Source organism: Ramlibacter ginsenosidimutans (assembly GCF_016654015.1).
Classification (GTDB): Bacteria; Pseudomonadota; Gammaproteobacteria; order Burkholderiales; family Burkholderiaceae_C; genus Ramlibacter; species Ramlibacter ginsenosidimutans.
Genome location: NZ_JAEPWM010000002.1, coordinates 624,735 through 649,087 on the forward strand (window position 1 = coordinate 624,735; position 24,353 = coordinate 649,087).

At 69.8% G+C, this 24,353-nt stretch carries 32 protein-coding genes, 1 tRNA gene and 1 riboswitch; of the genes, 21 read left to right on the plus strand and 12 right to left on the minus strand.

Annotated features, from left to right (window positions below; translation table 11 throughout):
• The first annotated feature begins 2 nt into the window (after positions 1-2).
• Complete coding sequence (locus JJB11_RS08995; RefSeq protein ID WP_201168686.1) at positions 3-500, plus strand: hypothetical protein; 498 nt, start codon at positions 3-5, stop codon at positions 498-500.
• A gap of 287 nt (positions 501-787) precedes the next feature.
• Here JJB11_RS08995 and JJB11_RS09000 read toward each other — a convergent pair whose 3' ends face one another.
• On the minus strand, positions 788-976 hold the full coding sequence (locus JJB11_RS09000) for a DUF3606 domain-containing protein (RefSeq protein WP_201168689.1): 189 nt from the start codon (positions 974-976) through the stop codon (positions 788-790).
• A gap of 131 nt (positions 977-1,107) precedes the next feature.
• Between JJB11_RS09000 and JJB11_RS09005 the strand changes: the two genes are divergently transcribed.
• The 14 genes from JJB11_RS09005 (at position 1,108) to JJB11_RS09070 (ending at position 13,002) form a co-directional block, all read left to right on the plus strand.
• Complete coding sequence (locus tag JJB11_RS09005) at positions 1,108-1,536, plus strand: FKBP-type peptidyl-prolyl cis-trans isomerase (RefSeq protein ID WP_201168692.1); 429 nt, start codon at positions 1,108-1,110, stop codon at positions 1,534-1,536.
• A gap of 50 nt (positions 1,537-1,586) precedes the next feature.
• Positions 1,587-2,117, plus strand: coding sequence for an inorganic diphosphatase (locus JJB11_RS09010; RefSeq protein ID WP_201168695.1), 531 nt, complete (start codon positions 1,587-1,589; stop codon positions 2,115-2,117).
• A 43-nt stretch (positions 2,118-2,160) separates the two neighbouring features.
• The gene (locus JJB11_RS09015; protein WP_201168698.1) at positions 2,161-2,784 is read left to right on the plus strand and encodes a glutathione S-transferase family protein; all 624 of its coding nucleotides are present in this window, start codon (positions 2,161-2,163) and stop codon (positions 2,782-2,784) included.
• On the plus strand, positions 2,784-3,560 hold the full coding sequence (locus JJB11_RS09020) for an SDR family NAD(P)-dependent oxidoreductase (protein WP_201964714.1): 777 nt from the start codon (positions 2,784-2,786) through the stop codon (positions 3,558-3,560). Before JJB11_RS09015 ends, JJB11_RS09020 begins: the two co-directional genes overlap by 1 nt.
• Positions 3,561-3,959: 399 nt before the next feature.
• Positions 3,960-4,054: riboswitch (TPP riboswitch) on the plus strand.
• Between the two features lie 53 nt (positions 4,055-4,107).
• Positions 4,108-4,950: a bifunctional hydroxymethylpyrimidine kinase/phosphomethylpyrimidine kinase gene (thiD, locus tag JJB11_RS09025; RefSeq protein ID WP_201168701.1), complete on the plus strand. Its 843-nt coding sequence runs from the start codon at positions 4,108-4,110 to the stop codon at positions 4,948-4,950.
• Positions 4,947-6,023, plus strand: a complete 1,077-nt coding sequence (locus JJB11_RS09030; RefSeq protein ID WP_201168704.1) for a LuxE/PaaK family acyltransferase — start codon at positions 4,947-4,949, stop codon at positions 6,021-6,023. The genes thiD and JJB11_RS09030 overlap by 4 nt, the downstream gene beginning before the upstream one ends.
• Positions 6,020-7,492, plus strand: a complete 1,473-nt coding sequence (locus JJB11_RS09035; protein ID WP_201168707.1) for an acyl-CoA reductase — start codon at positions 6,020-6,022, stop codon at positions 7,490-7,492. Before JJB11_RS09030 ends, JJB11_RS09035 begins: the two co-directional genes overlap by 4 nt.
• A 58-nt stretch (positions 7,493-7,550) precedes the next feature.
• Positions 7,551-8,282 carry an ABC transporter ATP-binding protein gene (locus JJB11_RS09040; protein ID WP_201168710.1) on the plus strand — a complete coding sequence of 244 codons (732 nt, stop codon included), beginning with the start codon at positions 7,551-7,553 and terminating at the stop codon, positions 8,280-8,282.
• Positions 8,279-9,040: an ABC transporter permease gene (locus tag JJB11_RS09045; RefSeq protein WP_201168713.1), complete on the plus strand. Its 762-nt coding sequence runs from the start codon at positions 8,279-8,281 to the stop codon at positions 9,038-9,040. The genes JJB11_RS09040 and JJB11_RS09045 overlap by 4 nt, the downstream gene beginning before the upstream one ends.
• A 10-nt stretch (positions 9,041-9,050) precedes the next feature.
• A complete protein-coding gene (locus JJB11_RS09050; protein ID WP_201168716.1) occupies positions 9,051-10,052 on the plus strand; it encodes an ABC transporter substrate-binding protein in 1,002 nt (333 codons plus the stop codon).
• Complete coding sequence (locus JJB11_RS09055) at positions 10,049-10,816, plus strand: SDR family oxidoreductase (RefSeq protein WP_201168719.1); 768 nt, start codon at positions 10,049-10,051, stop codon at positions 10,814-10,816. Before JJB11_RS09050 ends, JJB11_RS09055 begins: the two co-directional genes overlap by 4 nt.
• Positions 10,813-11,841, plus strand: a complete 1,029-nt coding sequence (locus JJB11_RS09060; RefSeq protein ID WP_201168722.1) for a thiamine phosphate synthase — start codon at positions 10,813-10,815, stop codon at positions 11,839-11,841. Before JJB11_RS09055 ends, JJB11_RS09060 begins: the two co-directional genes overlap by 4 nt.
• A complete protein-coding gene (locus tag JJB11_RS09065) occupies positions 11,808-12,461 on the plus strand; it encodes a phosphatase PAP2 family protein (protein WP_201168724.1) in 654 nt (217 codons plus the stop codon). The genes JJB11_RS09060 and JJB11_RS09065 overlap by 34 nt, the downstream gene beginning before the upstream one ends.
• A 31-nt stretch (positions 12,462-12,492) precedes the next feature.
• Entirely contained in the window at positions 12,493-13,002 is a 510-nt protein-coding gene (locus JJB11_RS09070) for a GNAT family N-acetyltransferase (protein WP_201168726.1), read from the plus strand.
• Here JJB11_RS09070 and JJB11_RS09075 read toward each other — a convergent pair.
• Positions 12,981-13,721: a glutathione S-transferase gene (locus tag JJB11_RS09075; protein ID WP_201168729.1), complete on the minus strand. Its 741-nt coding sequence runs from the start codon at positions 13,719-13,721 to the stop codon at positions 12,981-12,983. The genes JJB11_RS09070 and JJB11_RS09075 overlap by 22 nt on opposite strands.
• A gap of 117 nt (positions 13,722-13,838) precedes the next feature.
• Here JJB11_RS09075 and JJB11_RS09080 point away from each other — a divergent pair, with 117 nt between their 5' ends.
• The 3 genes from JJB11_RS09080 to JJB11_RS09090 all read left to right on the plus strand — a co-directional run bounded on the left by JJB11_RS09080 (position 13,839) and on the right by JJB11_RS09090 (position 16,673).
• Positions 13,839-14,036 carry a hypothetical protein gene (locus JJB11_RS09080; protein ID WP_201168732.1) on the plus strand — a complete coding sequence of 66 codons (198 nt, stop codon included), beginning with the start codon at positions 13,839-13,841 and terminating at the stop codon, positions 14,034-14,036.
• 33 nt (positions 14,037-14,069) lie between these two features.
• Positions 14,070-15,614, plus strand: coding sequence for an acetolactate synthase large subunit (locus tag JJB11_RS09085; protein ID WP_201168734.1), 1,545 nt, complete (start codon positions 14,070-14,072; stop codon positions 15,612-15,614).
• Between the two features lie 84 nt (positions 15,615-15,698).
• Positions 15,699-16,673, plus strand: coding sequence for a Bug family tripartite tricarboxylate transporter substrate binding protein (locus tag JJB11_RS09090; protein ID WP_201168737.1), 975 nt, complete (start codon positions 15,699-15,701; stop codon positions 16,671-16,673).
• Between the two features lie 7 nt (positions 16,674-16,680).
• On the opposite strand, the gene JJB11_RS09095 is transcribed toward JJB11_RS09090, so the two are convergent.
• The gene (locus JJB11_RS09095) at positions 16,681-17,715 is read right to left on the minus strand and encodes an NAD-binding protein (protein ID WP_201964715.1); all 1,035 of its coding nucleotides are present in this window, start codon (positions 17,713-17,715) and stop codon (positions 16,681-16,683) included.
• A gap of 127 nt (positions 17,716-17,842) precedes the next feature.
• Complete coding sequence (locus JJB11_RS09100; RefSeq protein ID WP_201168740.1) at positions 17,843-18,031, minus strand: hypothetical protein; 189 nt, start codon at positions 18,029-18,031, stop codon at positions 17,843-17,845.
• A 108-nt stretch (positions 18,032-18,139) separates the two neighbouring features.
• Here JJB11_RS09100 and JJB11_RS09105 point away from each other — a divergent pair.
• Both JJB11_RS09105 and JJB11_RS09110 read left to right on the plus strand, forming a co-directional pair.
• Positions 18,140-18,229, plus strand: a tRNA-Ser gene (locus JJB11_RS09105).
• Positions 18,230-18,378: 149 nt separating this feature from the next.
• Complete coding sequence (locus tag JJB11_RS09110; RefSeq protein ID WP_201168743.1) at positions 18,379-18,768, plus strand: response regulator; 390 nt, start codon at positions 18,379-18,381, stop codon at positions 18,766-18,768.
• A 25-nt stretch (positions 18,769-18,793) separates the two neighbouring features.
• On the opposite strand, the gene JJB11_RS09115 is transcribed toward JJB11_RS09110, so the two are convergent.
• Positions 18,794-19,024 (minus strand): YodC family protein, encoded by a 231-nt coding sequence (locus JJB11_RS09115; protein ID WP_201168746.1) that lies wholly within the window; start codon positions 19,022-19,024, stop codon positions 18,794-18,796.
• A gap of 172 nt (positions 19,025-19,196) precedes the next feature.
• Here JJB11_RS09115 and JJB11_RS09120 point away from each other — a divergent pair, with 172 nt between their 5' ends.
• Complete coding sequence (locus JJB11_RS09120; protein WP_201168749.1) at positions 19,197-19,397, plus strand: hypothetical protein; 201 nt, start codon at positions 19,197-19,199, stop codon at positions 19,395-19,397.
• 38 nt (positions 19,398-19,435) lie between these two features.
• Here JJB11_RS09120 and JJB11_RS09125 read toward each other — a convergent pair whose 3' ends face one another.
• Genes JJB11_RS09125 through JJB11_RS09155 form a run of 7 tightly spaced genes read right to left on the minus strand, consistent with a single transcriptional unit; the run spans position 19,436 to position 24,176 of the window.
• The gene (locus tag JJB11_RS09125) at positions 19,436-19,786 is read right to left on the minus strand and encodes a hypothetical protein (protein ID WP_201168758.1); all 351 of its coding nucleotides are present in this window, start codon (positions 19,784-19,786) and stop codon (positions 19,436-19,438) included.
• A 58-nt stretch (positions 19,787-19,844) separates the two neighbouring features.
• Positions 19,845-20,519, minus strand: coding sequence for an urease accessory protein UreG (gene ureG / locus JJB11_RS09130; RefSeq protein WP_201168776.1), 675 nt, complete (start codon positions 20,517-20,519; stop codon positions 19,845-19,847).
• A complete protein-coding gene (locus JJB11_RS09135; protein WP_201169166.1) occupies positions 20,516-21,286 on the minus strand; it encodes an urease accessory protein UreF in 771 nt (256 codons plus the stop codon). Before JJB11_RS09135 ends, ureG begins: the two co-directional genes overlap by 4 nt.
• Positions 21,249-21,830, minus strand: a complete 582-nt coding sequence (ureE, locus tag JJB11_RS09140) for an urease accessory protein UreE (RefSeq protein WP_201168779.1) — start codon at positions 21,828-21,830, stop codon at positions 21,249-21,251. Before ureE ends, JJB11_RS09135 begins: the two co-directional genes overlap by 38 nt.
• 8 nt (positions 21,831-21,838) lie before the next feature.
• Positions 21,839-23,557, minus strand: coding sequence for an urease subunit alpha (gene ureC / locus JJB11_RS09145; protein WP_201168782.1), 1,719 nt, complete (start codon positions 23,555-23,557; stop codon positions 21,839-21,841).
• Positions 23,557-23,862 (minus strand): urease subunit beta, encoded by a 306-nt coding sequence (locus tag JJB11_RS09150; RefSeq protein WP_201169180.1) that lies wholly within the window; start codon positions 23,860-23,862, stop codon positions 23,557-23,559. The genes ureC and JJB11_RS09150 overlap by 1 nt, the downstream gene beginning before the upstream one ends.
• A gap of 11 nt (positions 23,863-23,873) precedes the next feature.
• Positions 23,874-24,176, minus strand: coding sequence for an urease subunit gamma (locus tag JJB11_RS09155; RefSeq protein WP_201168784.1), 303 nt, complete (start codon positions 24,174-24,176; stop codon positions 23,874-23,876).
• Between the last annotated feature and the right edge of the window lie 177 nt (positions 24,177-24,353).

A 24,353-nucleotide genomic window follows, 5' to 3' on the forward strand; every position in this document is an offset into this window, starting at 1 on the left:
CCATGACGACGCATCACCATCGGGCCAGCATCCCGCAGTCCTGGTCCGCCGCCATCGCCACCTTGGTCGGCGTGCTGCTCCTGGGCGCGGCACTCGCGTGGATCACCGATTCCGTCACGCTGCAAGGCGAGCGCACGATCTACACGGTGAACTGCGTGGGCGGCAGCTGGAACGGGACCGCCTGCACGGGCCGGCTCGCCGCAGGCGACCGCTACCGCTACCGCGCGCTGCGCATCCACCGCGAAGTGCTGTTCTGGCGTCCCGGCGCGTCGGAAGCGTCCGGGCGCCTGCTCGGGTGCGACATCCAGGACGGCCGCAACTGGCACTGCCCGGATGGGCCGGACGCCGCGCGCAGCATCACCACCACGCTGGTGCGCGGGCGCGCCGTGCGGGATCCCGCCTCCGGCCCCGCCTTCCACGCCGTGCCCAAGTGGCGCTGGTTGCTGCTGCACTGGGGCCTGCCGGGGGGCGACGAAGCGGACGACGGCGCGCCGGAGTGAAGTCGCGTGTCGCGCAGGCGACGCGCCGGCGCGAGGATCGCTCGCCCGTGCTGAAGAAATGGGCAATGCGGCGGCAGCCGCGCCAGTGCTTGCGTCACGCCGACTTGTGCGCCTCCCAGCGCCCTGTTTTCCACAGCGGCGGTGGATATGTCACAGCGCTACGCCGCGGAAGCGGCGCGCGCATGTGCTAGGACGTTCCCTCGCTGTCCGGTCGCGGCCGCACGCGGCGCGCGGCGCTCAGGTGAGCCAGCGCACTCGCGGCGCCCCGGCCCGAGCGGTTTCCCGGTTCAGTGCGGTCGGTCTTGTCCTAGATACTCCCGGACCTTGACGGCCCGGTCCCCGACGGCTTGCACCGCCTCCTTGATGCGCTCGGGCGTGGTCCCCAGGGACTTCGCCCAGTCGCGCAGCTCGTAATCCTCGTGGATGTTGATGCGCTCGCGGTCGGAGCCGCCGGTCTTGGTCTTGTCGTCAGACATACGTGGATCCTCCATGCGATGAGACGGGTAGATCGTGACCCAGCGCCACCCGGGTGCCGCGTAGGAAGCCCGGCCGTGCACGCGTCGTCGCGCTGCGCGGCCCGGCCGCAGGCATGCGTCAGAATGCGGCCATGCGATCCATTCTTCTTGCTACCACCTTGCTCGCCTGCGCCGCCGCCGGCGCCCAGACGCCCGCCGCTCCTGCAGCTCCTGCAACTGCTGCCGCCAAGATCACCACGCCCAGCGGCATCGTCTTCGAGTCCCGGCAGGCCGGCACCGGCGCCTCGCCCAAGGCGAGCGACACGGTCACGGTGAATTACCGCGGCACCTTCCCCGACGGCCGCGAGTTCGACAGCTCGTACAAGCGCGGCCAGCCCACGTCCTTCCCGCTGGACCACGTGATCCCCTGCTGGACCGAGGCCGTGCAGATGATGAAGGTGGGCGGCAAGGCGCACATCACCTGCCCCGCGAAGCTGGCCTACGGCGAGCGCGGCGCCGGCGGCGTGATCCCGCCCAATGCCACGCTGATGTTCGACATCGAGCTGCTCGGCATCCGCTGACGCCGCGACGCGCGCCCCACGGGAGGCGCGCGCGGACGTATGCTGGCCGCATGGCCGGCGCTCCCGCCCTCGATCGACTGCCACTCGTCACCGACGACGCGGCCGTGCGCGTGGTGGTCGAAGCGAACGCCGGCAGCCGCAACAAGCTGAAGTACCTGCCGGAGATCGGCGGCTTCGAGCTGCACCACGTGCTGCCGCTGGGCACGTCCTTTCCCTACGACTTCGGCTTCCTGCCTTCGACGCTGGGCGAGGACGGGGATGCGCTCGACGCGGTGGTGTTCGCCGACGAACCGGTGCCTCCGGGCACCATCGTCGCCTGCCGCCTGATCGGCGTGATCGAGGCGGAGCAGGGGCAGCCCGGCGAGGCGAAGAAGCGCAACGACCGCTTCCTGGCGGTCGCGCGACTGAGCCACCTCTATCGGCACTGGCACAACGTGGGCGACGTCCCCGCCAAGGCGCTGGACGAACTGGAGGCGTTCTTCGTCTCGTACAACGCGCAGCGCGGGACCGAGTTCAAGGTGCTCGGCCGCGCCGGCGCGGCGCGTGCCACCGAACTCGTGACGCAGGGCCGACGCGGGTGATCCCGGGTGGACCGCGGGCGCCAGGCCGCCCACAATCCGCCGCATGCTGACCCTCTACTACGCCCCCGGCACCTGTGCCCTCGCTTCCCACCTCGCGCTCGAGTACACCGGCGCGCCCTACGAAGCGAAGCGCCTGGACTTCAAGCAGCAGCAGCAGCGCACGCCCGAGTACCTGCGCATCAACCCCAAGGGCCGCGTGCCCGCGCTGGTCACCGACCGCGGCGTCCTCACCGAGACGCCGGCGCTGCTGCAGTACATCGCGCAGAGCTTCCCGGCCGCGCAGCTCGCGCCGCTGGACGACGCGTTCCTCCTGGGCAAGGTGAACGAGTTCAACAGCTACCTGTGTTCCACGGTGCACGTGAATCACGCGCACAAGGGCCGGGGCTACCGCTGGGTGCAGGAGACGGACACGGCGGCGCTCGAAGCGATGAAGGCCAAGGTGCCGCAGACGATGGCCGAGAGCTTCACCCTGATCGAGGAGAAGCTGCTGCAGGGGCCCTGGGTGCTGGGCGAGCGCTTCAGCACCAGCGACCTGTATCTCTACACGCTCACGCGCTGGCTGCCAGGCGATGGCGTGGACGTGCAGCGCTTCCCGAAGGTAGCCGGGCACCTGCGCCGCATGGAAGCGCAGCCTCAGGTGCAGAAGATCGCCGCGCTGCACGCCTGATGTACCAGCCCTTCGATCTCAGCGGCCGCGGGATCGTGGTCACCGGCGGCAATGGCGGCATCGGCTACGGCATGGCGCGGGCCCTGCTCGCGTCGGGCGCCAAGGTGGCCATCTGGGGCTCCAACGCCGAGAAGACGCAGCGGGCGCAAGCCTCGCTGGCGCAGGAGTGCGGCGACGCCACCCGCGTGCATGCGTTCGTGTGCGACGTCGGCGACGAGGCGCAGGTGGAAGCCAGCTTCGCGGCGTCGGTGCAGGCGCTGGGGACGGTGCACGCTTGCTTCGCCAATGCGGGCGTGTCCGGCAAGGGCACCGTGCTCACTGAGATGAGCCTGGACGAATTCCGCCGCGTGCAGCGCGTGAACGTCGAAGGCGTGTTCCTCACCTTCCGCGCCGCGGCGCGCCACATGGCGCAGCACGGGCAGGGCGGCTCGCTGGTCGCCACCGCCAGCACGGCGGCCGTCGAAGGCGCCGCACGCAACAGCCACTACGGCGCCTCCAAAGGCGCGGTCACTTCCTTCGTGCGCGCCCTCGCCGTGGAACTCGCGCGCCACCAGATCCGCGTCAACTCCATCCTGCCCGGCTGGATCGTGACCGACATGACCGAACGCTCGGTGCACAACCCCAAGTTCGCGCAGGCCGTGCTGCCCCGCATCCCGGCGCGACGGTGGGGGGAGATCGACGACTTCGGCGGCATCGCGGTCTACCTCGCCAGCGACGCATCGAAGTACGCGACGGGCGAGCAGTTCATCATCGACGGCGGCTACACGAAGTTCTGACGGCGGGCTTCCGGGCTGCCTGCCGGATCGGGCAGGTGAACGCAGAGTGCGCAGAGGTTACGCAGAGGACGCAGAGAAGACATTGAAAGGTTTTCCTTTGCGTCTTCTGCGTTCCTCTCGCCGACCCCCCTCCAGGGCGCATTCCGAACGCAGCCTGCCTCGCCAGCGACGCGCGAAGCACGCGACGGGCGAGCAGTTCGTGATCGAGCGGGCTATACGAAGTTCACCTGCCAGATCGGGCAGCTGAACGCAGAGTGCGCAGAGTGCGCAGAGGTTACGCAGAGGACGCAAAGAAATCCAGGAAAGGTTTTTTCTGCGTCCTCTGCGTAACCTTTGCGTCCTCTGCGTTCCTTTCTTCGATCCTCCTCCAGGCGTATTTCGGCACCCTGTGCCACAATACAGCCAGCTCCGGGGTGTACGCGACAGCGTGCTGAGACCAGACCCGTGAACTTGAACCGGTTCAGACCGGCGGAAGGAGAGCTGAACCCTGACCTCCAGGCGCGGTCGGGGGCGACGCCTTCGGAGCACCCGTGTCGAAGGAGTCCCCTTGAACAGCACCGCAGCCTTTTCCTACCCCCGCGTCCTCTCCATCGCCGGTTCCGACTCGGGCGGGGGTGCCGGCATCCAGGCCGACCTCAAGACCATCGCCGCGCTCGGCTGCTACGGCATGACCGCGATCACGGCGCTCACGGCACAGAACACCCAGGGCGTGCGCTCCATCCATGGCGTGCCGCTGCAGCACCTCGCCGACCAGATCGATGCGGTGATCGAGGACATCGGCGCCGACGCGGTGAAGATCGGCATGCTGCACTCCGCCGACACCGTGCGCACCGTCGCCGCTGCGCTCAAGCGCCACGGGCTCCAGCGCGTCGTGCTCGATCCGGTGATGGTGGCCACCAGCGGCGCCAAGCTCATCGACGACGAGGCGAACGCGGTGCTCGTCCGCGTGCTGTTCCCGCTGGCGGCAGTGGTCACGCCCAATCTCGACGAAGCCGCGCTGCTGGTGGGGAAAGCGCTGCACAGCGAGGCCGACATGGAAGCGGCCGCGCGGGAGCTCGTGGAGCGGGGTGCCAACGCCGTGCTGCTCAAGGGTGGACATCTGGCCGGCGACACGGTCAGCGACTTGCTGCTCGTGCGCGATGCGGCGCCCCAGTGGATGCGCGCGCCGCGCATAGCCACCCCCAACACGCATGGCACCGGCTGCACGCTGTCCAGCGCGATCGCCTGCCAGCTCGCGCTCGGCGCCGGGCTCGCTGACGCCGTGTTGCGCGCACGCGAGTACGTGCGCGGTGCGCTCGCTGCCGGCGCGCGGGTGCGCACGGGCGCGGGCAGCGGCCCGCTCAACCACGGACACGCCCCGCAACCCATGCACCTGCAGCCGCTGCGATGAACGAGCAACTCATCGAGGCCCTGCTCGCCTTCATCGCGCAGGATGGCTGCAGCGACGCCGAGTTCGACGCCATGGCCTTGCGCCTGTTCGCGCACCAGCATGCGAACAACGTGGCCTACCGGCGCTTCTGCCAGTTGCGCGGCGCCACGCCGCGCACGGTGAAGTCCTGGCGCGAGGTGCCGGCCGTTCCCATCAGCGCGTTCAAGGAAGTGACGCTCAGCTGCGTGCCTGCCGACAGCGCCGAGCGCGTGTTCATGACCAGCGGCACCACGCGCGGCGACGTGAAGGGCCGGCACTACCACCCGACCATCGCGGTCTGGAACGCTTCCTTCACCGGCAATTTCGCGCGCCGCTTCATGCGGGGCACGCAGCGCCTGCCGATGGCCATCCTGTTCCCCGATGAACAGGCCATGCCCAACTCGTCGCTCGCGCATTACCTCGCGATGGCGGTCCAGCACTTTGGCGCCGACGACAGCGGCTGGTACGTGAGTCCCCAAGGCATGGACGTGGACGGCGTCATCGCCTGGCTGCAGCGCGCGCAGCAGCGCGGCACGCCGTGCGCCTTGCTGGGCGCCAGCTACAGCTTCGTGCACCTGCTCGACGCGTTCGCAGCGCGCGGCCTGCGCTTCGCGTTGCCCGCAGGCAGCCGGATCCTGGACACCGGCGGCTACAAGGGGCACTCGCGCGAGCTGCCGCTGGAGGCCTTCTATGCGGGGCTCGCGTCGGCGTTCGGCGTCCCGCGCGAGCGCTGCATCAACATGTACGGCATGACGGAGCTGAGCACGCAGCTCTATGACGATGGCAACGCCCGCGTGCCCTCGGTGAAGACAGGTCCGCACTGGCTGCGTTCGCGGCTGGTGGATCCGCTCACCGGCCGCGAGGTGCCGCGCGGCGAGCGCGGCGTGCTGGTGCACTGCGACCTGGCCAGCTTCAACTCGGTGACCAGCATCCTGACCGAGGACGTCGGTGTCGCGCAAGGCCAGGGATTCCTGCTGTTGGGCCGCGCCGAAGGCGCGCAGGCCAAGGGCTGCTCGCTGGCCGTCGAGGAATTCCTGCAGGCCACGCGGGCATGAACACCGAGCTCTTCACCGCCGGCCACCTGCCCGGTCTCGCGCACGACGAGGTCGGCTGGCACACGCTTGCCTTCGGCAGCGGCGCGCAGGCGGTGCAGGTGCAGGTGCCGGTGCTGCAACCGGCGCAGCTCGCGGCGCTGGCGCAGCGCGTGAGGACGGCAGCGGCGCAGCACCTGAAACCTCTTGCGGTCTCGCAGGTGATCGCGATCGTCGACGCAGCGATCGCGCGCCTGCTGGACCCCGCCGATCCCGTACGCCAGCAGGCGCAACGCCTGCTGCCTGTCGTCTCGGGCTACGACGCGGACATGGTCCGGCTCGCACTCACCGGCTACCTGCAGTCCTTCCGCGCGCCGCAGTTGCACCGCTTCGTCGCGGAGGACTTCGCCAATCCCAAAGTGCTGGACGAGTTCCAGCCCGCAGCCAAGGGCGGTTTCGTGCGTGCCTTCGGCTCGGACCTGCTGGTGCACAGCTGGGCGGGCAACGTGCCGGCGCTGCCCTTGTGGAGCCTGGTGTGCGGCTTGCTGGTGAAGGCCGGCAACGTCGGCAAGCTGCCCAGCGCCGAGCCGGTGTTCGCGACCCTGTTCGCGCGCCTGCTGGCCGAAGTGCATCCACCGCTCGCCGACTGCCTGGCCGTCGTGTGGTGGAAGGGCGGTGACGCGGACAGCGCGCGCGCAGTGTTCGAGGCGGCCGACACCGTGCTGGCCTACGGCGGCAACGCGGCCATCGCGCAAGTCCGCGCCCAGGTGCCGGTGACGACGCGCTTCCTCGGCTACGGCCACAAGCTCGGCTTCGGCCTGGTCGCGTGCGCGGCGCTCGACACGCAACGTGCACAGTCCACGGCGCGGCTGGCGGCGCACGACGTCGCGCGCTATGAGCAACAGGGCTGCTACTCCCCCCATTTGTTCTACGTGGAGCGCGGCGCGCGCATCGCTCCGCGCGACTTCGCGCTGTACCTCGCCGCCGAACTCGCGAACCTGCAGCAGCGCTATCCACGTCGAGCGCTCGCGCTGGAGGAAGCCGCCGCCGTTTCCGGCTGGCGCCAGTCCGCGGAATGGCAGGCGCTCGCCGACGCGGGCTGCGAGCTGCTCGGCGCGCCCGACGCCGCCTGGGCGGTCGCCTACAGCGACACGCCGCGCCCGCTCGCGCCCACCGCGGGTGGCCGCTGCATCCTCGTGTGCGCGGTCGACGCGCTGGACGACGTGCCGGCGCTCGTCGCACCGCATGCCGCCTTCCTGCAGACCGCGGGCATCGCCTGCGAGCCGGCGCGGCTGTTCCGCCTGGCCGACGCACTCGGCCGCGCGGGCGTGACGCGCATCGCGGCGCTCGGCGCCATGACCACGCCGGAGGCCGGCTGGCACCACGACGGCCGCTTCAACCTCGCGGACCTGGTGCGCATGGTGGAGATCGAGTCGTCCGCCGAGCGCTCCGCCGACCGCCTCGCGCCCTATGCGCAGGAGGAGCGCTCGTGAGCCGCCGGGCCGCCCCAAGGCGAATACCGGAGCGCGCAGCGCGGAGGGCATCCGAATCATGAGCCTGCTGAAGCTGGAAGACGTCCGCTTCGCCTTTCCCGGCTGGCCGCCCACCGTCGACGGCGCCCGGCTCGAAGTCGCAGCGGGCGCGTTCCACTGTCTCGTCGGCCGCAGCGGCTGCGGCAAGACCACGCTGCTGAAACTCGCGGCCGGCCTGCTCGTGCCGGACAGCGGCCGCGTCGTGTTCGCGGGCCGCGCGCAGGACATCGGTTTCGTGTTCCAGGTGCCCAACCTGCTGGAGTGGCTGCGCGTGATCGACAACGTGCTGCTGCCCGTGTCCCTGCATCACCGGCCGCGCCAGGAAGAGCTCGAGCGCGCACTGCAGCTGCTGGAGCAACTGGGCTTGCGCGAGCACGCGAACAAGCGGCCGCGCCAGCTCTCCGGCGGGCAGCAGAGCCGTGTGGCGCTCGCCCGGGCGCTGATCCTGCAGCCCTCGCTGCTGCTGCTGGACGAACCGTTCGCGGCGCTCGACGCGATCACGCGCGAGGAGTTGCAGCGCGACCTGCTCGCGATGTGCCGGCGGCAGCGCACGACCGTCCTGTTCGTCACGCACGACATCGGCGAGGCGGTGTACCTGGCCGACGCGGTGGACGTGGTGGAAGGCGGCCGCATCTCGCAGGAGATCGCCATCGACCTGCCCGAGCGCACCGGCGCGGTCCGCACCAGCGCCGCCTTCGCGCGTCACTGCGAGCAGGTCCGTGCCGCGCTGCACCTGGAGGCGCTCGCATGAAGGACGCACTGCTGCGCGCCGCGTCGGTGCTGCTCGCCGTCGTGCTCCTGCTGGCGTGGGAGATCGCCTGCCGCGTGCTGCGCCTTCCGGTGCTGGTGCTGCCGCCGCCGTCGGCGATCGCGAGCACGCTGTGGCAGGGACTCGCGAGCGGCTACTTCTGGCCGCACCTGCGCGCGACCGCGCAGGAGCTGGCGCTGGGCGTGCTCGCAGGCAGCGCGCTGGGTTTCCTTGCCGGCGTGGTGCTGGGCGAATCGGCCGTGCTGCGCCGGGTGCTCATGCCCTATGTCGTCGCCAGCCAGGTCGTGCCCAAGCTGGCGCTGGCGCCCCTGTTCATCCTGTGGTTCGGCTTCGGCATCACCTCCATCGTGGTGATCACCGCGCTGATCTGCTTCTTCCCGCTGATGGAGAACACGCTCACCGCCTTGCAGCAGGTCGCGCCCGAGCGGCTGGAGCTGTTCCGCATGCTGGGCGCCACGCGCGCGCAGACGCTCTGGCGGCTGAAGCTGCCCTCGGGGCTGCCCGCCATCCTCGCCGGCCTGCGGGTCGCGGTGGTGCTGGCGCTGGTCGGCGCCGTGGTCGGCGAATTCATTGGCGCGAGCCAGGGCCTGGGCGCCCTGGTGATCGCCACGCAAGGCACCATGGACACGGCGCGCATGTTCGCCGTGCTGGTGCTGATCGCGCTGCTGGGCCTGGCGGCCTACCAGCTCACGCTGTGGCTGGAACGCTGGCTGCTGCAACCCTTTACCCGTACTTCCTGAGGAGTCCCCCATGACCACGATAGCCCGCCGCCGCCTGCTCGCCGCCCTGCTGGCCGCACCCCTTGCCGGCCGGGCCCAAACGAAGGCCCTCGAGAAGTTCGTGGTGGCCGGTTGGAGCAAGCCCATCACGGAGATCACGCCGCTGCTGGTGGACGAGGACAAGGGCTTCTACAAGGCGCAGGGCCTCGACCTGGAGTACGTGCCGGGCGCCGGCAGCGCCGACGCGCTGCGCAACATCCTGAGCGGCCAGGCCGACGTCGCCTTCTGCGATCCGGGCACCTTCTTCGAAGCCATCGACAAGGGCGAGCCGCTGCGCGCCATCTACGACATCTATCCGCAGAACGTGTTCAACGTGGTGAGCCTCAAGGGCAGCGGCATCACGAAGCCCTCCGACCTCAAGGGCAAGAAGGTGGGCGTGTACAGCCTCGCCAGCGGCACGCGCCAGGCCTTGCAGGTGCTGCTGCACACGGCCGGCCTGTCGGAATCGGACGTCACCGTGGTGGTGACGGGCCTGCTGAATTTCGCGCCGCTGATGCAAGGCCAGGTGGATGCGACCGCCGCCACCGACACGGGCCTGCTGGTGGGCCGCCGCCGCGGGTTGCCCGACGTGAACGTGATCGAGGTGGGCAAGTACCTGCCCGTGTCCAGCGACCTGTTCGTGGTGCGCGAGTCCGTGTTTCGCAGCAAGCACGCGCTGCTGCAGCGCTTCCTGCGCGGCTACCGCGACGCGGCGCTCTGGATGATGAACCGCCCAGAGGAGGCGGCGCAGCTCGCGGCGAAGCGCGCCATCGACGGCACGGACCCCGCGCTCACCCTCGACATCATCAAGGCACGCAACGCCTCCAGCGTGTCGGACCTCACCCGCAAGAAGGGGCTGGGCAGCATCGATGTGGGCGGACTGCAGGCCGCAGCGGACGTGTATCGCAAGCTCGGACTGGTGGGCAAGCCGATCGAGGTGTCCCGCTTCGTGAGCGAGGACCTGCTGCCGGGCCGCAAGGGAGCGGCGGGATGAATTTCGCGGGACAGGTCGTCCTCGTCACCGGCGCCGGTCGCGGCATCGGCGCGGCGATCGCGCGCGCCTTTGCGGCGGAGCAGGCGACGGTGGCCGTCAACTACCTGCGCCAGGCCGACACGGCGCAGCAGGTGGTGGACCAGTGCAAGGCGCTCGGCGGCGACGCTTTCGCGCTGCAGGCCGACGTGAGCGATCGCGCGCAGGCGCACTCGCTGGTGGAGCAGGTCGTGGCCGAAGCAGGGCGCATCGACGTCCTCGTGAACAACGCATTCCGCAGCTATGCCTTCGACCCCGAGCAGCGCAGCACCTTCGCCGACCTGTCCTGGTCCGACTACCAGGCGCAGTTCGAGGGCTCGGTCGGCGCCGCGTTCCACCTGTGCCAGGCGGTGCTGCCGCAGTTCCGCGGGCGTGCGCAAGGCAGCATCGTCAACATCGTGAGCAACCTGGTCGAACACCCGGTCGTGCCCTACCACGACTACGCGACCGCCAAGTCCGCGCTGGTGGGCTTCAGCCGCAACCTGGCCAGCGAGCTGGGTCCGCTGGGCGTGCGCGTGAACTGCGTGGCGCCGGGGCTGGTCTGGCCGACCGAGTCCAGCAGCGGCACGCGCGCGTCCTTTCGCGAACAGCTGATGGCTGCGACACCGCTGCGCCGGCTCGCGCGGCCGGAAGACGTGGCCGGGCCGGTGCTGTTTCTCGCCTCGCCCTGGAGCGGTTTCGTCACCGGGCAGGTGGTGTTCGTGGACGGTGGATTGGTGATGCGATGAACGAGTTGTGGATAGCTTCGCTGGCGCAGGCGCAGGAACGCGCCGGCCGCAAGGAAGAAGCGCCGGAGCTGGCGACCCTGTTGCGCGCGCAAGGCGTGCCGGCGCTGTGCATCGTCGGCGCCCGCGCCGGCCTGGACTGGCTGGAGACGCCGCACGCCCGCGGCTGGCTCGCCGGTGCTGCGCTGGACGTTCCGACGCTGCAGCACGCCACGCAAGCGGCGCTCGCGCGCGGCTTCGTCGCCGCCGATGCGCTGGTGCTCGCGAAGACGCGTTCGCAGCAGGAGCTGCCCTTGCTCTCCTGGGGCGAGCAGGCGCCGGCAGCGCCGCGCGTCCCGGCGCCGACGCGCCGGCTCGATCTCTATGCGATCGTCGACAGCGCCCGGCGCCTGCGCGCGGTGCTGGAGGCTGGCGTGCGCACGGTGCAGCTGCGCATCAAGACGCCGGCGCAGCCCGACGCGGCCTGGCAGGCGACGTTGCGCAGCGAGGTCGCGCAGGCAGTCGCCGACTGCCAGGCCGCCGGCGCCGAGCTGTTCGTCAACGACCACTGGCGGCTCGCCCGCGAATTGAACGCGGGTGGCGTGCATCTCGGCCAGGAGGACCTGCTCGCACTCGGCGACGACGGGCGCAGCGAACTGCTCGCGAGCGGCCTGGCGCTGGGCATCAGCTCCCACAGCGTGTGGGAGCTGGCGCGGGCGCGCACGCTGTCGCCGCGCTACGTCGCCTGCGGTCCCGTGTGGCCCACGCTGACCAAGGCCATGCCCTGGCTGCCGCAAGGCCTGGACAACCTCGCGTGGTGGTGCCGCGCCGCCGGCGTGCCGGTCACCGCCATCGGCGGCATCCTGCAGCCGGCCGAAGTGCAGGCGGCGGCGAGCGCCGGGCCCGACGGCGTGTGCATCGTGCGCGGGCTGGGTGAGGATCCGCGTGCCACCGTGCCGGCCTTCGCCGCGGCGCTGGCCGCCGGCCGGGCGCAACCCGTCAAGGAGCTGCCGGCATGGCCGCATCCGACCCTGCCACACCCGCGCTGAGGCCCGCGCGCGGCTCGCCGCTGCTCTGGGCCGTCGCGCTGCTGTGCCTGCTGCTGCTCGCGACACTGGCCGGCCAGGTCCTGCTGCACGGACGCGTGCCGGGCTGGGACGACGCCGTGAGCCTGCACTACGCGCAGCACCGCGCGCCCGCGCTCACGTCCTTCATGCTGTGGGTTTCACGCCTGCACCAGACCGTGGTCGTGCTGGCGGTGACAGCGGTGCTGGCGCTGGCCATCGGGCTGCGGTTCTCGCGCAGCGCGGTCCGCCCGCTGCTCATCGTGCCCGCGGGCATGCTGCTGAACGTCGTGCTCAAGAATCTCGTACAGCGTCCACGCCCGCACTGGGACCATGCGCTGGTGAGCTTGCCGACCTGGAGCTTTCCCAGCGGCCACGCCCTGGCGGCGACCGTGTTCTACGGCACCGTGTGCGCGCTGGTGTTCGCGCACACGCGGTCGCGCGGATGGCGAGCGTTGGCAGTGCTGCTGGTCGTGGTGATGGTGCCGCTGGTCTGCTTCAGCCGCGTCTACCTCGGCGCGCATTATCCCAGCGACGTGGTCGCGGGAGTCGCCGAGGGAACGCTCTGCGTGTTGCTGGGCCTCGGGCTGCTTCGTCAGCGATGACGGGCTGCATGCTCGACGGAGAAGATCTACCATGGAACCGACGCCTTCATTCATTGTCCGAGCCGCGCAAGCCGCCGACGCCGACGCGATCGCCGGCTTCAACGCCGCCATGGCCTTCGAGACCGAAAGCAAGCGCCTGCGTGCCGAAGTGCTGGGCGCGGGCGTGCGCCGCCTGCTCGCCGAGCCCGGCCTGGGCTTCTACCGCGTCGCCGAGGCGCAGGGCGAAGTCATCGCCTGCCTGATGGTGACGACCGAGTGGAGCGACTGGCGCAACGGCCGCTTCTGGTGGATCCAGAGCGTGTACGTGCAGCCTGCGTGGCGCCGCCGCGGCGTGTTCCGCGCGCTGTACGACGATGTGCGCGAGGCGGCGCTGCGCGAGAGCGACGTGTGCGGCCTGCGCCTGTACGTGGAGCACGAGAACACGGTGGCACAGGCCACTTACCGCAGCCTGGGCATGCAGCAGACCGACTACCTGCTGTTCGAGGAGCTCAAGCCCGGCGTCGTGTTCCTGCAGGACGATCAGGCATCGAGCTCGGGGTAGCGGCGGAAGATGCCTTGCTCGTTGAAGGGCAGGCGGCGCTCGCTCGCAAGATAGGCCGCGAGCCGCCGGTTCCCTGGCACGCCGGCATGCAATGCCGCCACGCGCGGCGCCTTGCGCAGCACGCGCTTGGTGGCTTTCGGAAACGCATAGAGCAGCCCGTCCACGACCTGGAACAGCGACAGGTCCGCATACGTGAGGCGCGCCCCGACCAGGCGCGGCACCTCGCGCGCGTCGTTGCCCGGATTGCGTTGCAGCACCGTCTCGCACCAGCCCAGGAACTTCGGCAGGCGCTCGCGGCGAAAGTCTTCGGCGCGCCGCTTCGCCTCCGGTTTCTGGTCTTCGTAATACAGGCCGCCCGCGATCGGGTGATGCGTGTCGTGGGCCTCCACCACGAGGTCCGCGAGCGTGAGCTGGATCTGGTGCACCCACAGGCGATCCGTTTCGGAGCGGGGTACCAGGCCCAGTTTCGGCCCGAGGTACAGCAGGATCGCCGCCGTCTGGCCGATCACTTTCCTGCCATCGACGAGGAAAGGGCAGGCGAAGGGCGGCCGCTGCACGGCGTCGCCCTGCAGGTAACGCATCATCGCCGGCACGCCGGCGCCGGCCTTCGCGTCACCGCGGGCGACATCGACGTAGGCGGCGCCCGCCGTCTCCAGCGCGAGCCGGACGAATTCGCCGCGGCCCTGGATGCCGGGCCAGTAGTGCAGCTGGTAGGCCATGCGGCCATCATAGGACGAGGCTCCTTATTCACGCCGCTGGATAAGCTCGTGACAAGTCTGTCGTTCGCCTGTCATCGACGCACGCCCAGAATGCGCCAGGCATCAAGGAGGACAGCCATGGACATTCTGAACGCGACCCGGCCGGCGGCGCGCGTCGTGCGCCTGCAGAGCCATCTGCAAGAGCTGTTGCGCATCACCGCGGCAAATTGGGGGCTCGACCCTCCGGTGGAGGGGCCGTTCCTGCCGCCCGCGAGGCTCGCGCCGGCCCGCGCTGTCGCCCCGGTGTGGAACCCGCCGCCCTCCCTGCGCGCCTGACCCTTACCATGGCGGGTCCACCAGGAGACCCGCATGAACGGTGCCCGCAGCCTCGTCGAAACCCTGATCGCCTCCGGCGTCGACACCTGCTTCGCGAATCCCGGAACCAGCGAGATGCACTTCGTCGCCGCGCTGGACCAGAGTGCGGGCATCCGCTGCGTGCTGGGCCTGCAGGAGAACGTGGTGACCGGCATGGCCGACGGCTACTGGCGCATCGCGGGCAAGCCCGCCTGCACGCTGCTGCACTGCGGTCCCGGCCTGGGCAATGGCGTGACCAACCTGCACAACGCGCGGCGCGCCCGCAGCGGCATCGTCAACATCGTCGGTGACCAGGCGACCTATCACCGGCCGTTCGACCCGCCGCTGACCGCCGATACGGAAGGTCTCGCGCGCACGGTGTCGGCCTGGGTGCACGTGAGCACGCAGGCCGCGCAAGTGGGACGCGACGCCGCCGCCGCCGTGCAGGCGGCACGCACTTATCCCGGGCAGGTCGCGACGCTGGTACTTCCCGCCGATGCGTCCTGGAACGAAGGCGGCGTCGTTGCCGCCGCCCTGCCGGTGCCCGAACCCGCCCCGCTCGATCCGCACGCGGTGGAGCGGGCCGCGCGCGTGCTGCGCGTGCACGGCGGCAAGGTCCTGCTGCTGCTGGCGGGCGCGGCCGTGCAGGCCGAAGGGCAGGCGCTCGCGTGGCGCATCGCCAGCGCCACCGGCGCGAAGCTGATGGCCGATTTCGTCAACCCCAAGCTGGCGCGCGGGCGCGGCCGCCTCCAGTTGGAGCGCGTGCCCTACAAGAGCGAGCTTGCGATCGAGGCGCTCAAGCCCTTCGACCACCTCGTGCTGGTGAATGCGAAGGCGCCGGTGGGTTTCTTCGCCTATCCCAACCTGCCTTCGATCCAGTACCGCAGCGACGCGCAAGTGCACGTGCTCTCGCGCCCCGAGCAGGATGCGGTCGAGGCGTTGCGTGCGCTTGCCGATGCGCTCGACGCACCGGAGGCGGCGCTGCCCGATCCGGGTCCGCGCCCGCAGGCCGCGAGCGGCGAGCCCACGTCGGACAAGCTCGCGCAGACCGTGGCGGCGCTGATGCCGGAGCACGCGATCGTCTCGGATGAGAGCGTCTCTTACGGGCGCGGCTTCTACAAGGCCTCGCACGCGGCGCCGCCGCACGACTGGCTGCATCTCGCCGGCGGGGCGATCGGCGACGGCATGCCGGTGGCCACCGGCGCGGCCATCGCGGCGGGCGGGCAGCGTCGCGTGATCAGCCTGCAAGCCGACGGCTCCGCCATGTACACGCTGCAGTCGCTGTGGACGCAGGCGCGCGAGCGGCTGCCGGTCACGACCATCGTGTTGAACAACCGCAGCTACAAGATCCTGCTCGGTGAGTACCAAGGTGTCGGTGCCACGCCCGGCCCCACCGCGCACCGCATGCTGGACCTCGCGGACCCCGACCTGGACTGGGTGCGCCTGGCGCAAGGCACGGGCGTGGATGCGGCACGAGCGACCAGCATGGACCAGTGCGCGGACCTGATGCGCGCGAGCTTCGTGCGCAGCGGCCCCTTCCTGATCGAGCTGATGGTGTGAGGGTCTGCACGGAGGACGTCAACCCGGATTGACGCCCCGGCCGCCCGCTCGCTAGTCTCCTGCGGCTTGTGACAAGGAGACACGATGCGCCTGCTGTACCGAATCGTCCCCGTGCTGGCCCTGCTGGCCAGCGCCATCGCGCCGCTGGCGGCCGCGGCCGCCGATGACTATCCGAGCAAGCCGATCAAGTGGGTCGTCGCCTATCCGCCCGGCGGCTCGACCGACCTGGTGGCGCGCCTCATGGGCCAGTACCTGTCGACCAAGCTGGGCCAGCAGGTCCTCATCGAGAACCGCGCCGGTGGCGGCAACAACATCGGCACCGAGTACGCGGCGAAGTCGCCGCCCGACGGCTACACGCTGTTCCTGGTGAATCCCGCCAACGCGATCAACGCCACGCTGTACCCGAAGTTGAACTTCAACTTCCTGGAAGACATGCAGCCGGTGGCCGGCATCATCCGGGTGCCCAACGTCATGACCGTGACGAAGAACTTCCCGGCGAAGAACATCCAGGAGTTCATCGACTACGCGAAGAAGAACCCCGGCAAGATCAACATGGCCTCGTCCGGCGCGGGCACCTCGGTGCACCTGTCCGGCGAGCTGTTCAAGTACATGACCGGGATCGACATGAAGCACGTGCCCTACAAGGGCGCGGGCCCGGCGATCAACGACCTGATCGGCGGGCAGGTGGACGTGCTGTTCGACAACATGCCTTCCATCATCGGGCACATCCGCGGCGGCGCCGTGCGCGCCCTGGGCGTGACCAGCGCTCAGCGCTCGCCCGCGCTGCCCGACGTGCCCAGCGTCGCCGAGGTCGTGCCGGGCTACGAGGCGAGCGCCTGGTTCGGCATGTCGGTGCCCAAGGGCACGCCGCGTCCCATCGTCGAGCGGCTCAATCGCGAGGTGAACGCGGCGCTGGCCGATCCGGCGATGAAGGCGAAGCTGGCCGAACTCGGTGGCGTGCCCATCCCCGGCACCCCGGAAGATTTCTGGAAGCTGCACCGCATGGAAACGGAGAAGTGGGCGAAGATCGTCCAGTTCTCCGGCGCGCGCGTCGAGTAGGCACGCGTCAGCCGCCGCGGTGGAACAGGGACTCGACGTTGGCGCGGCCCTGCGGACTGGCCATCAGCACGAGCACCGTGCCGGGCTGCACGAGGTGCTCGTCCGCCGGGTTGAACACCCAGCGTCCCTGTTCCTGCGTCGCCACCAGGATGTAGTCGCGCGACCGGGGCAGCAGCGCGCCTATGGGAGTGGGCGCGTGGTCGCCGGGCACGACGACCTCCTCCACGCGCAGGCCTTCGTCGCTGCGCAGCATCTGGTCCATGAAGTTCACCACGTGCGGCCGCAGCATGGCCGAAGCGATGCGCATGCCGCCGGTGAAGTCCGGCGAGACGATCTCGTCGGCCCCCGCGCGCCGCGCCTTGTCGGCATTGCGCACGTCGTGCAGGCGCACCACCACGCGCGAGCGCGCGTTGAGCAGCTTCACCGAGAGCGCGATCATCAGGTTGTGACTGTCGTCGCCGGTCACGGCGAACACGCCGGCGGCCTGGAACACGCCCGCGCGCTTGAGCGCCTCGTCGTCGGCGGCATCCGCCTGCAGGTGCAGTGTCTCGGGATGCAGGTCGTTCCAGCGCTGCAGCACTTCGGCCTCGCGCTCGATCACCACGAAGCGCCGGTGTGTCTTCAGCAGCTCGCGCGCGACGTTCGCGCCGACCCGGCCGATGCCGCACACGATGTAATGCCCCTGCAGGTGGGCGATCTGGCGTTCCATGCGGCGTCTCCTGAGGGCGGCGTTGAAATCGGACTCGATCAGCAGCGCCACGAAGGTCGAGAACAGGTAGCTGAAAGTGGCGATGCCCACCACCGCGATGAACACGGTGAAGAGGCGGCCGCCGGGGTGTCCCGCCAGGTCGATCACCTCGCCGTAGCCGATCGTGGCCACGGTGATGAAGGTCATGTAGAAGCTGTCGATCCAGGTTGCTGCGGGCCGGCCGATCCAGTGGTAGCCGATGGTGCCCAGCACGTGCACCAGTACCAGCAGCGCGGCGCCGTACAGCAGCCCGCCGACATGGCGGCTGCGGGTGAGCTTGGGCGAGAGCGGCACGGGGGCTTCCGGATTCGGCCGCATTCTGCCGCGTTGCCGAGCTGCCCGATTGATCTGGCGCAGCCCGGGCGCGTCGCGCTGCAAGGGCCCCGCCCGTGCCAAGCGGGCGGCCGCGCTCAGACGCCGATCAGAACCGGAACCAGTGGTCTGCGCGCGGGGGCGCGTCGCCGTAGGCTTCCTTGGCGCGCCGGATCCGTTCGAGGTCCTTCAGCAAGGTCTCCAGCGCCGACTGTGCGCCCACGCCGCTGCGCCCGCGCGGGACGCGGTATTCCGGCGGCTTGACCTCCGGATCGAGAGTGCGAACGGCCTCGTTCATGGTACAGGCCGAATGGTACCGGGCGCATCCCCGGTGCGCCAGCCTCGGGTCAGAGAGTCTTAAGAGCTGGTCGCGCTGCGCGGGACGGCCCGTAGAATGGCCGGGCCCGGAGACTTGGGGGAGTGGTTTAACCCAGCGGTCTTGAAAACCGCCGGCGCTGCGAGGCGCCCGTGAGTTCGAATCTCACAGTCTCCGCCAGCGCCGTGGCGCGCACGCGCCGCATCCGCGCAAAGTCGGAACTCTCCTACACACGCTCCCGCAGTCGTGCGACAGAATCGCGCCGTTTTGCGCGTTCATTGCGGCGGTCCGCCCGCAGTGGAGCAGGTGGAAGCGGATCCGGAGGCGAGATGGCAGTACGTGTGTTCATCGTCGAAGACACCAGGCCGATGCAGGCGCTCCTGCGCGACCTGCTCGAGTCGGTCGGCGGCTTCGACGTGGTCGGAGTGGCCACGAACGAAACCAGTGCGACCGACTGGCTGCTGCGCCATCGCGGCGGCTGGGATCTCGCCATCGTGGACCTGCTGCTCGGCGAAGGCTCCGGCTTCACTCTCATCACCCGCTGCAACAAGGAACCTGGCGGCGCCGTGCTGGTGTTCAGCGACTTCGTCACGCCCGTGGTGCGCCAGCGCTGCATCCGGCTCGGCGCCGACGGCGTGATCTCGAAGGCGCAGTTCGGCGAACTTCGTTCGTACCTGCAGGCCTTCCCGGGCCGCACCACCCAGCGCGAAATCGCCTGACACTGCGAGCGCGAAAGCGCTTGGTTCAGCGCGATGGATCCGACGCCGGCGGGGAACGCGTCGGCTGCGCGTGCGCGCCGGCTGCGCCCGTGCGCAAGCGTCGCAGCGACGCGGTCTCGAACGTCCCCTGGTGCAGTCTTCCATCGGTCATCCACGCGCAGTAGACGAGGTTCTGCGACCGGGCCTGAACCGTCATGGCGGGTCCGCCCGCGGCGAGTTCCACCACGTCGCCGACCTGGATGCCGTCCTCGTTCATGACCGCGATTATCATCCGATGTGCATGGCCGAGCAGAGGGTGTGTGCATATTCACGCGAACGCGCAGACGCACGGCCACGTGCTCCGCCGTCCCATGCAGGCATGGGGTCTTGTCCTACAGATGCGCGACCGTAGCGCCCGCAAAGATGTCGGCAGTACAGGGATTCCGGTGATGTCACAACAGCCAGACCAGCGGGAGGCCGAGGACGGGAACGCGTCCTCTACCACCGCTCAGCCACAGCAGCAGCAAACGCAGGCCGGGCCCGAAGGGCATGGCGGCCAGGGCTCGGACAGCGCCATGAAGCAGATGCGCGCCTGGGAGCAAAGGCGTGCCCACAACTCCGGCGGCAAGCATCGCCAGGGCCCCGACTGAGGTCCCTCCGCGCTCAGGCGAACCGGCGCAGGTCCGTTTCAGTCATGGTGCTCCGCTTCGGATGGCCACAACTGCATGGCTGCGCGCCGGATGAACGAGGGATCCTCGTCGTCCTGCGGCGCCGCCTCGGGCGCGGCGAACAGCATGTCGCAGCCGAGCATGTCGGCATCGCCGCCGAGCAGGTGTTCGTGCCAGCCGTGGCTGCGCAAGTACTCGGCGAAGAATTTCACCTGCCGGTACCCGTGCAGGACGCCACGCGCGAACAGCTCGCCCGCGCAGGAAAGGCCGATGAGCAAGTCTGCGCGGCCGCTCGCCGGCAATCGCTGCGCCATGTCGAACAGCTGCGCGATGCCCCGGAAGGCCGCTGGCGGGTCCTTGAGCATTTCCATGGGCGTGGAAACTAAAGCGTGCGACGCTGAGGTGTTGTAGGACGGCGCCTCGTGGGCCTTAGGGACTTGCCTGCCGCGCGCTTCCGGCGGACTGCAGCATGCCGCGCTCCTCGATGAAGCGCACCACCTCCTGCAGGCCGTCGCGCGTCTTCAGGTTGGTCAGCACGAAGGGCTTGTCCTTGCGCATGCGTTTCGTGTCCGTCTGCATCACGCCGAGGTCGGCGCCCACGTAGGGCGCGAGGTCGGTCTTGTTGATGACGAACAGGTCGCTCTTGGTGATGCCGGGGCCGCCCTTGCGCGGGATCTTCTCGCCGGCCGCGACGTCGATCACGTAGATGGTGAGGTCGGACAGCTCGGGGCTGAAGGTCGCGGCCAGGTTGTCGCCGCCGGACTCGACGAACACGATGTCGGCGTCGGGAAAGGACTCGAGCATGCGGTCGATCGCTTCCAGGTTGATCGACGCGTCCTCGCGGATCGCGGTGTGCGGACAGCCGCCGGTCTCCACGCCCATGATGCGCTCGGCCGGCAGCGCTCCGCTGACCGTGAGCAGGCGCTGGTCCTCCTTGGTGTAGATGTCGTTGGTGATCGCGACCAGGTCGTAGCGGTCGCGCATCGCCTTGCAGAGCATCTCGAGCAAGGTGGTCTTGCCGGAGCCGACCGGCCCGCCTATGCCCACGCGCAGCGGGGGCAGCTTCCGGGTCCGGTGGGGAATGTGGTGCAGCAGGGTGCTCATGAGCGGAACAGTCGGGAGTACTGGGTTTCATGCTGCGCCGACAGGATGGCGAGCATGGGCGTGAAGGCCTGGCGCTGCGCGTCGTCCAGCGCCAGCGCGTGGTCGACGGCGGCGGGAATCTCGCTCGCCAGCCGGGCCAGGATGCGCTGCCCCGCGGACTGGCCGAGCGGCACCGACTTGATGGCGGCCTGCATCATGTTCTCGGACCAGCCGAAGGCATAGGCGAGGGCCACCTGCCGCACGGACGCCTCGGTGCTCGCTGCGGCGGTGGCGAATGCGACGGGGTACGTTCTCTCTGCGGCCTTCGTAGGCTGGTGGTGAGCGAAGCGAACCCCAGCGCTGTCGCGCATCGCTGGGGTTCCTGCGTCACCCCAGCCTACGCTTCCTGCGTCACCCCAGCCTACGGAACGGGCCCAGTCTCCGAGGGACCTTCCCATCTGCTCCGTCTGCTGCCGCAGCTCGCTCGTCTCGCGTGTCTGCCGCACCCAGTCGTCCAGCTGGGCCAGGCGTTCGCCGTCGTTCGCGCGCGCCGCGCAAACGGCACTCCCGACCACCGCCAGGTCCGCACGCGCGAGGCTCGCGTGCAGCTGCTGCGCGAGCCACTCGCCCGCGCTCACCTCGTCATGCACCAGGCCCGCTTCGACCGCGGCCTCCAGTCCCTCGGAATACGAGAAGCCGCCGACCGGCAGCGCCGGCGAGGCGAGCCAGATCAGCCGCAGCAGGGCGGCGTCAGTGGTCGTGGTCGTGGCCGTGGTGGTCGTGTCCATGTCCGCCATCGCCGTGTCCATGCTTTGGCTCATGCCCGTGCTCGTGATCGTGGTGCGCGTGCCCATGGCCGCCGTGCGCGTGCGCGCCCGCGTTGCCGTAGGCGCCGCCTTCCGGTTCGAACGCCGCGTTGTCCTCGCGCACGATCAGGTGCATGGAGCGCAGCAGGTCCGCCAGCACGTGATCCGGTTCGATCTTCAGGTGGTCCGGCTGCAGCTCGATGGGCACGTGCCGGTTGCCCAGGTGGTAGGCGGCGCGCATCAGGTCGAACGGGGTGCCGTGCTCCGGGCAATGCGTGATCACCAGCACCGGCTGCGGTGCCGCGATCACGCGCACCACGGAGCCGTCCTCCGCGACCAGCACGTCGCCGCCCCGCACGACGCTGCCGCGCGGCAGGAACACGCCCAGCGCGCGTCCCTGCGAATCCGTGGCTTCGAAACGGCTCTTCTGGCGCACGTCCCAATCGAGTTGCAAGGTGGACGCGCGCTTGAGGAGCACGGGGGCGAGGCCCTGCCCCTGGGGCAGGATCTTGTTCACGGTCAGCATGCCGCAGTCTAGAACAGGAAGTAGCGCTGGGCCATCGGCAGCACCGTGGCCGGGTCGCAGGTGAGGAGCTGGCCGTCCGCGCGGACTGCGTAAGTCTGCGGATCGATCTCCATCTTCGGCAGGTAGTCGTTGTGCACCAGGTGCTGCTTGCGGATGCGGCGGATGTCCTTGGCCACGGCGATCGTCTTCTGCAGGCCGAACTTCTCCTGCACGCCGGCGGCGAAGCCGGCCTGCGACAGGAAGGTGAGCGAGCCCTTGTGCAGCGCGCCGCCGAAGCTGCCGAACATGGGCCGGTAGTGCACTGGTTGCGGCGTGGGAATGGAGGCGTTCGGGTCGCCCATCGCCGCCATGGCGATGAAGCCGCCCTTGAGGATCAGCGCCGGCTTGACGCCGAAGAAGGCGGGCTTCCACACGACCAGGTCGGCCCACTTGCCCGGCGCTATGGAGCCCACCTCGTGCGAGATGCCGTGCGCGATGGCGGGGTTGATGGTGAGCTTGGCGATGTAGCGTTTCGCCCGGAAGTTGTCGTTGCGCTCGCTGTCGCCCGGCAACTTGCCGCGCTGCAGCTTCATCTTGTGCGCGGTCTGCCAGCAGCGCAGGATCACCTCGCCCACGCGGCCCATGGCCTGCGAGTCGGAGCTGAACATGCTGATCGCGCCGAGGTCGTGCAGGATGTCCTCGGCGGCGATGGTCTCCTTGCGGATGCGGCTCTCCGCGAAGGCCAGGTCCTCGGGGATGGACGGGTCGAGGTGGTGGCACACCATCAGCATGTCGACGTGCTCGTCGAGCGTGTTGACGGTGTAGGGCATCGTCGGGTTGGTCGACGAGGGAAGGAAGTTCGGCTCGCCCACCACGCGCAGGATGTCGGGCGCGTGGCCGCCGCCGGCCCCTTCGGTGTGGAAGGCACAGATCCCGCGGCCCTTCGTCGCGGCGATCGTGTTCTCCACGAATCCCGACTCGTTGAGCGTGTCCGAGTGGATCGCGACCTGGATGTCCATCGCATCCGCGACGTCGAGGCAGTTGCTGATGGCCGAGGGCGTGGTGCCCCAGTCCTCGTGCAGCTTCAGGCCGATCACGCCGGCCTCGACCTGTTCGCGCAGGGCGTCGGGCAGGCTCGCGTTGCCCTTGCCCATGAAGCCGAGGTTCATGGGGAACGCGTCGGCGGCCTGCAGCATGCGCTCGATGTTCCACGGCCCCGGCGTGCAGGTGGTGGCGAAGGTGCCCGTCGCCGGTCCCGTGCCGCCGCCGAACATCGTCGTGACGCCGGAGGCGAGCGCCTCCTCGATCTGCTGCGGGCAGATGAAGTGGATGTGGGTGTCGATGCCGCCGGCGGTGACGATCGCGCCTTCGCAGCTGATGATCTCGGTGCCGGGGCCGATGACGATGTCGACGCCGGGCTGCGTGTCGGGATTGCCGGCCTTGCCGATGGCGGCGATGCGGCCGTCCTTCAATCCGATGTCGGCCTTCACGATGCCCCAGTGGTCCAGGATGAGCGCGTTGGTCAGCACGGTGTCCATCGCGCCCTGTGCGCGCGTGCGCTGCGACTGCGCCATGCCGTCGCGGATGGTCTTGCCGCCGCCGAACTTCACTTCCTCGCCGTAGCCACCGGCGCGCAGCGTGTAGTCGTCCTCGACCTCGATCACGAGCTCGGTGTCGGCCAGGCGGACGCGGTCGCCTTTCGTGGGACCGAACATTTCCGCGTAGGCGCGGCGGGGAATCGTGGCCATCAGATTTTTCCTTGCACGAGGCCGCGGAAGCCGTGGATGGTGCGGTCGCCGGCGAAATCGACCAGTTCCACCGTGCGTTGCTGGCCCGGCTCGAAGCGCACGGCCGTGCCCGACGCGATGTTCAGGCGCATGCCGTGCGCCGCCTGGCGGTCGAAGGAGAGCGCGCCGTTCGTTTCGGCGAAGTGGTAGTGCGAGCCGACCTGGATGGGCCGGTCCGCGGTGTTCTGCACGACGAGCACCAGTGTGCGGCGGCCGGGATTGAGCGTGAGGTCGCCCGGTTCGGGAAGGAGTTCGCCCGGAGTCATGCTCATCTTTCTCAAACGATCGGTTGGTGGACCGTGACGAGCTTGGTGCCGTCGGGGAAGGTGGCTTCCACCTGGATCTCGGGGATCATGTCGGCGACGCCGTCCATGACGTCGGCGCGCGTGAGCACGGTGCGTCCTTCGCTCATGAGTTGCGCGACCGACTTGCCGTCGCGCGCGCCCTCCATCACGGCCGCCGAGATCAGCGCCACGGCTTCCGGGTAGTTCAGCTGCAGTCCCCGCGCCCTGCGGCGCTCCGCCAGCAAGGCGGCGGTGAACAGCAGCAGCTTGTCTTTTTCGCGTGGCGTGAGTTCCATCGGGGCATCCTATTGCATGAGCCGTGCCTGCCCTTCTTTCCCCTCCCCCTCTGGGGGAGGGCAGGGTGGGGGCACTGCGGGCGTCGCCCACGCACGATGGTGATCGACCGCCGCGGCGCCCCACCCCAGCCCTCCCCCAAAGGGGGAGGGGGTAAGACCCCCCGGCACGGAAACTGC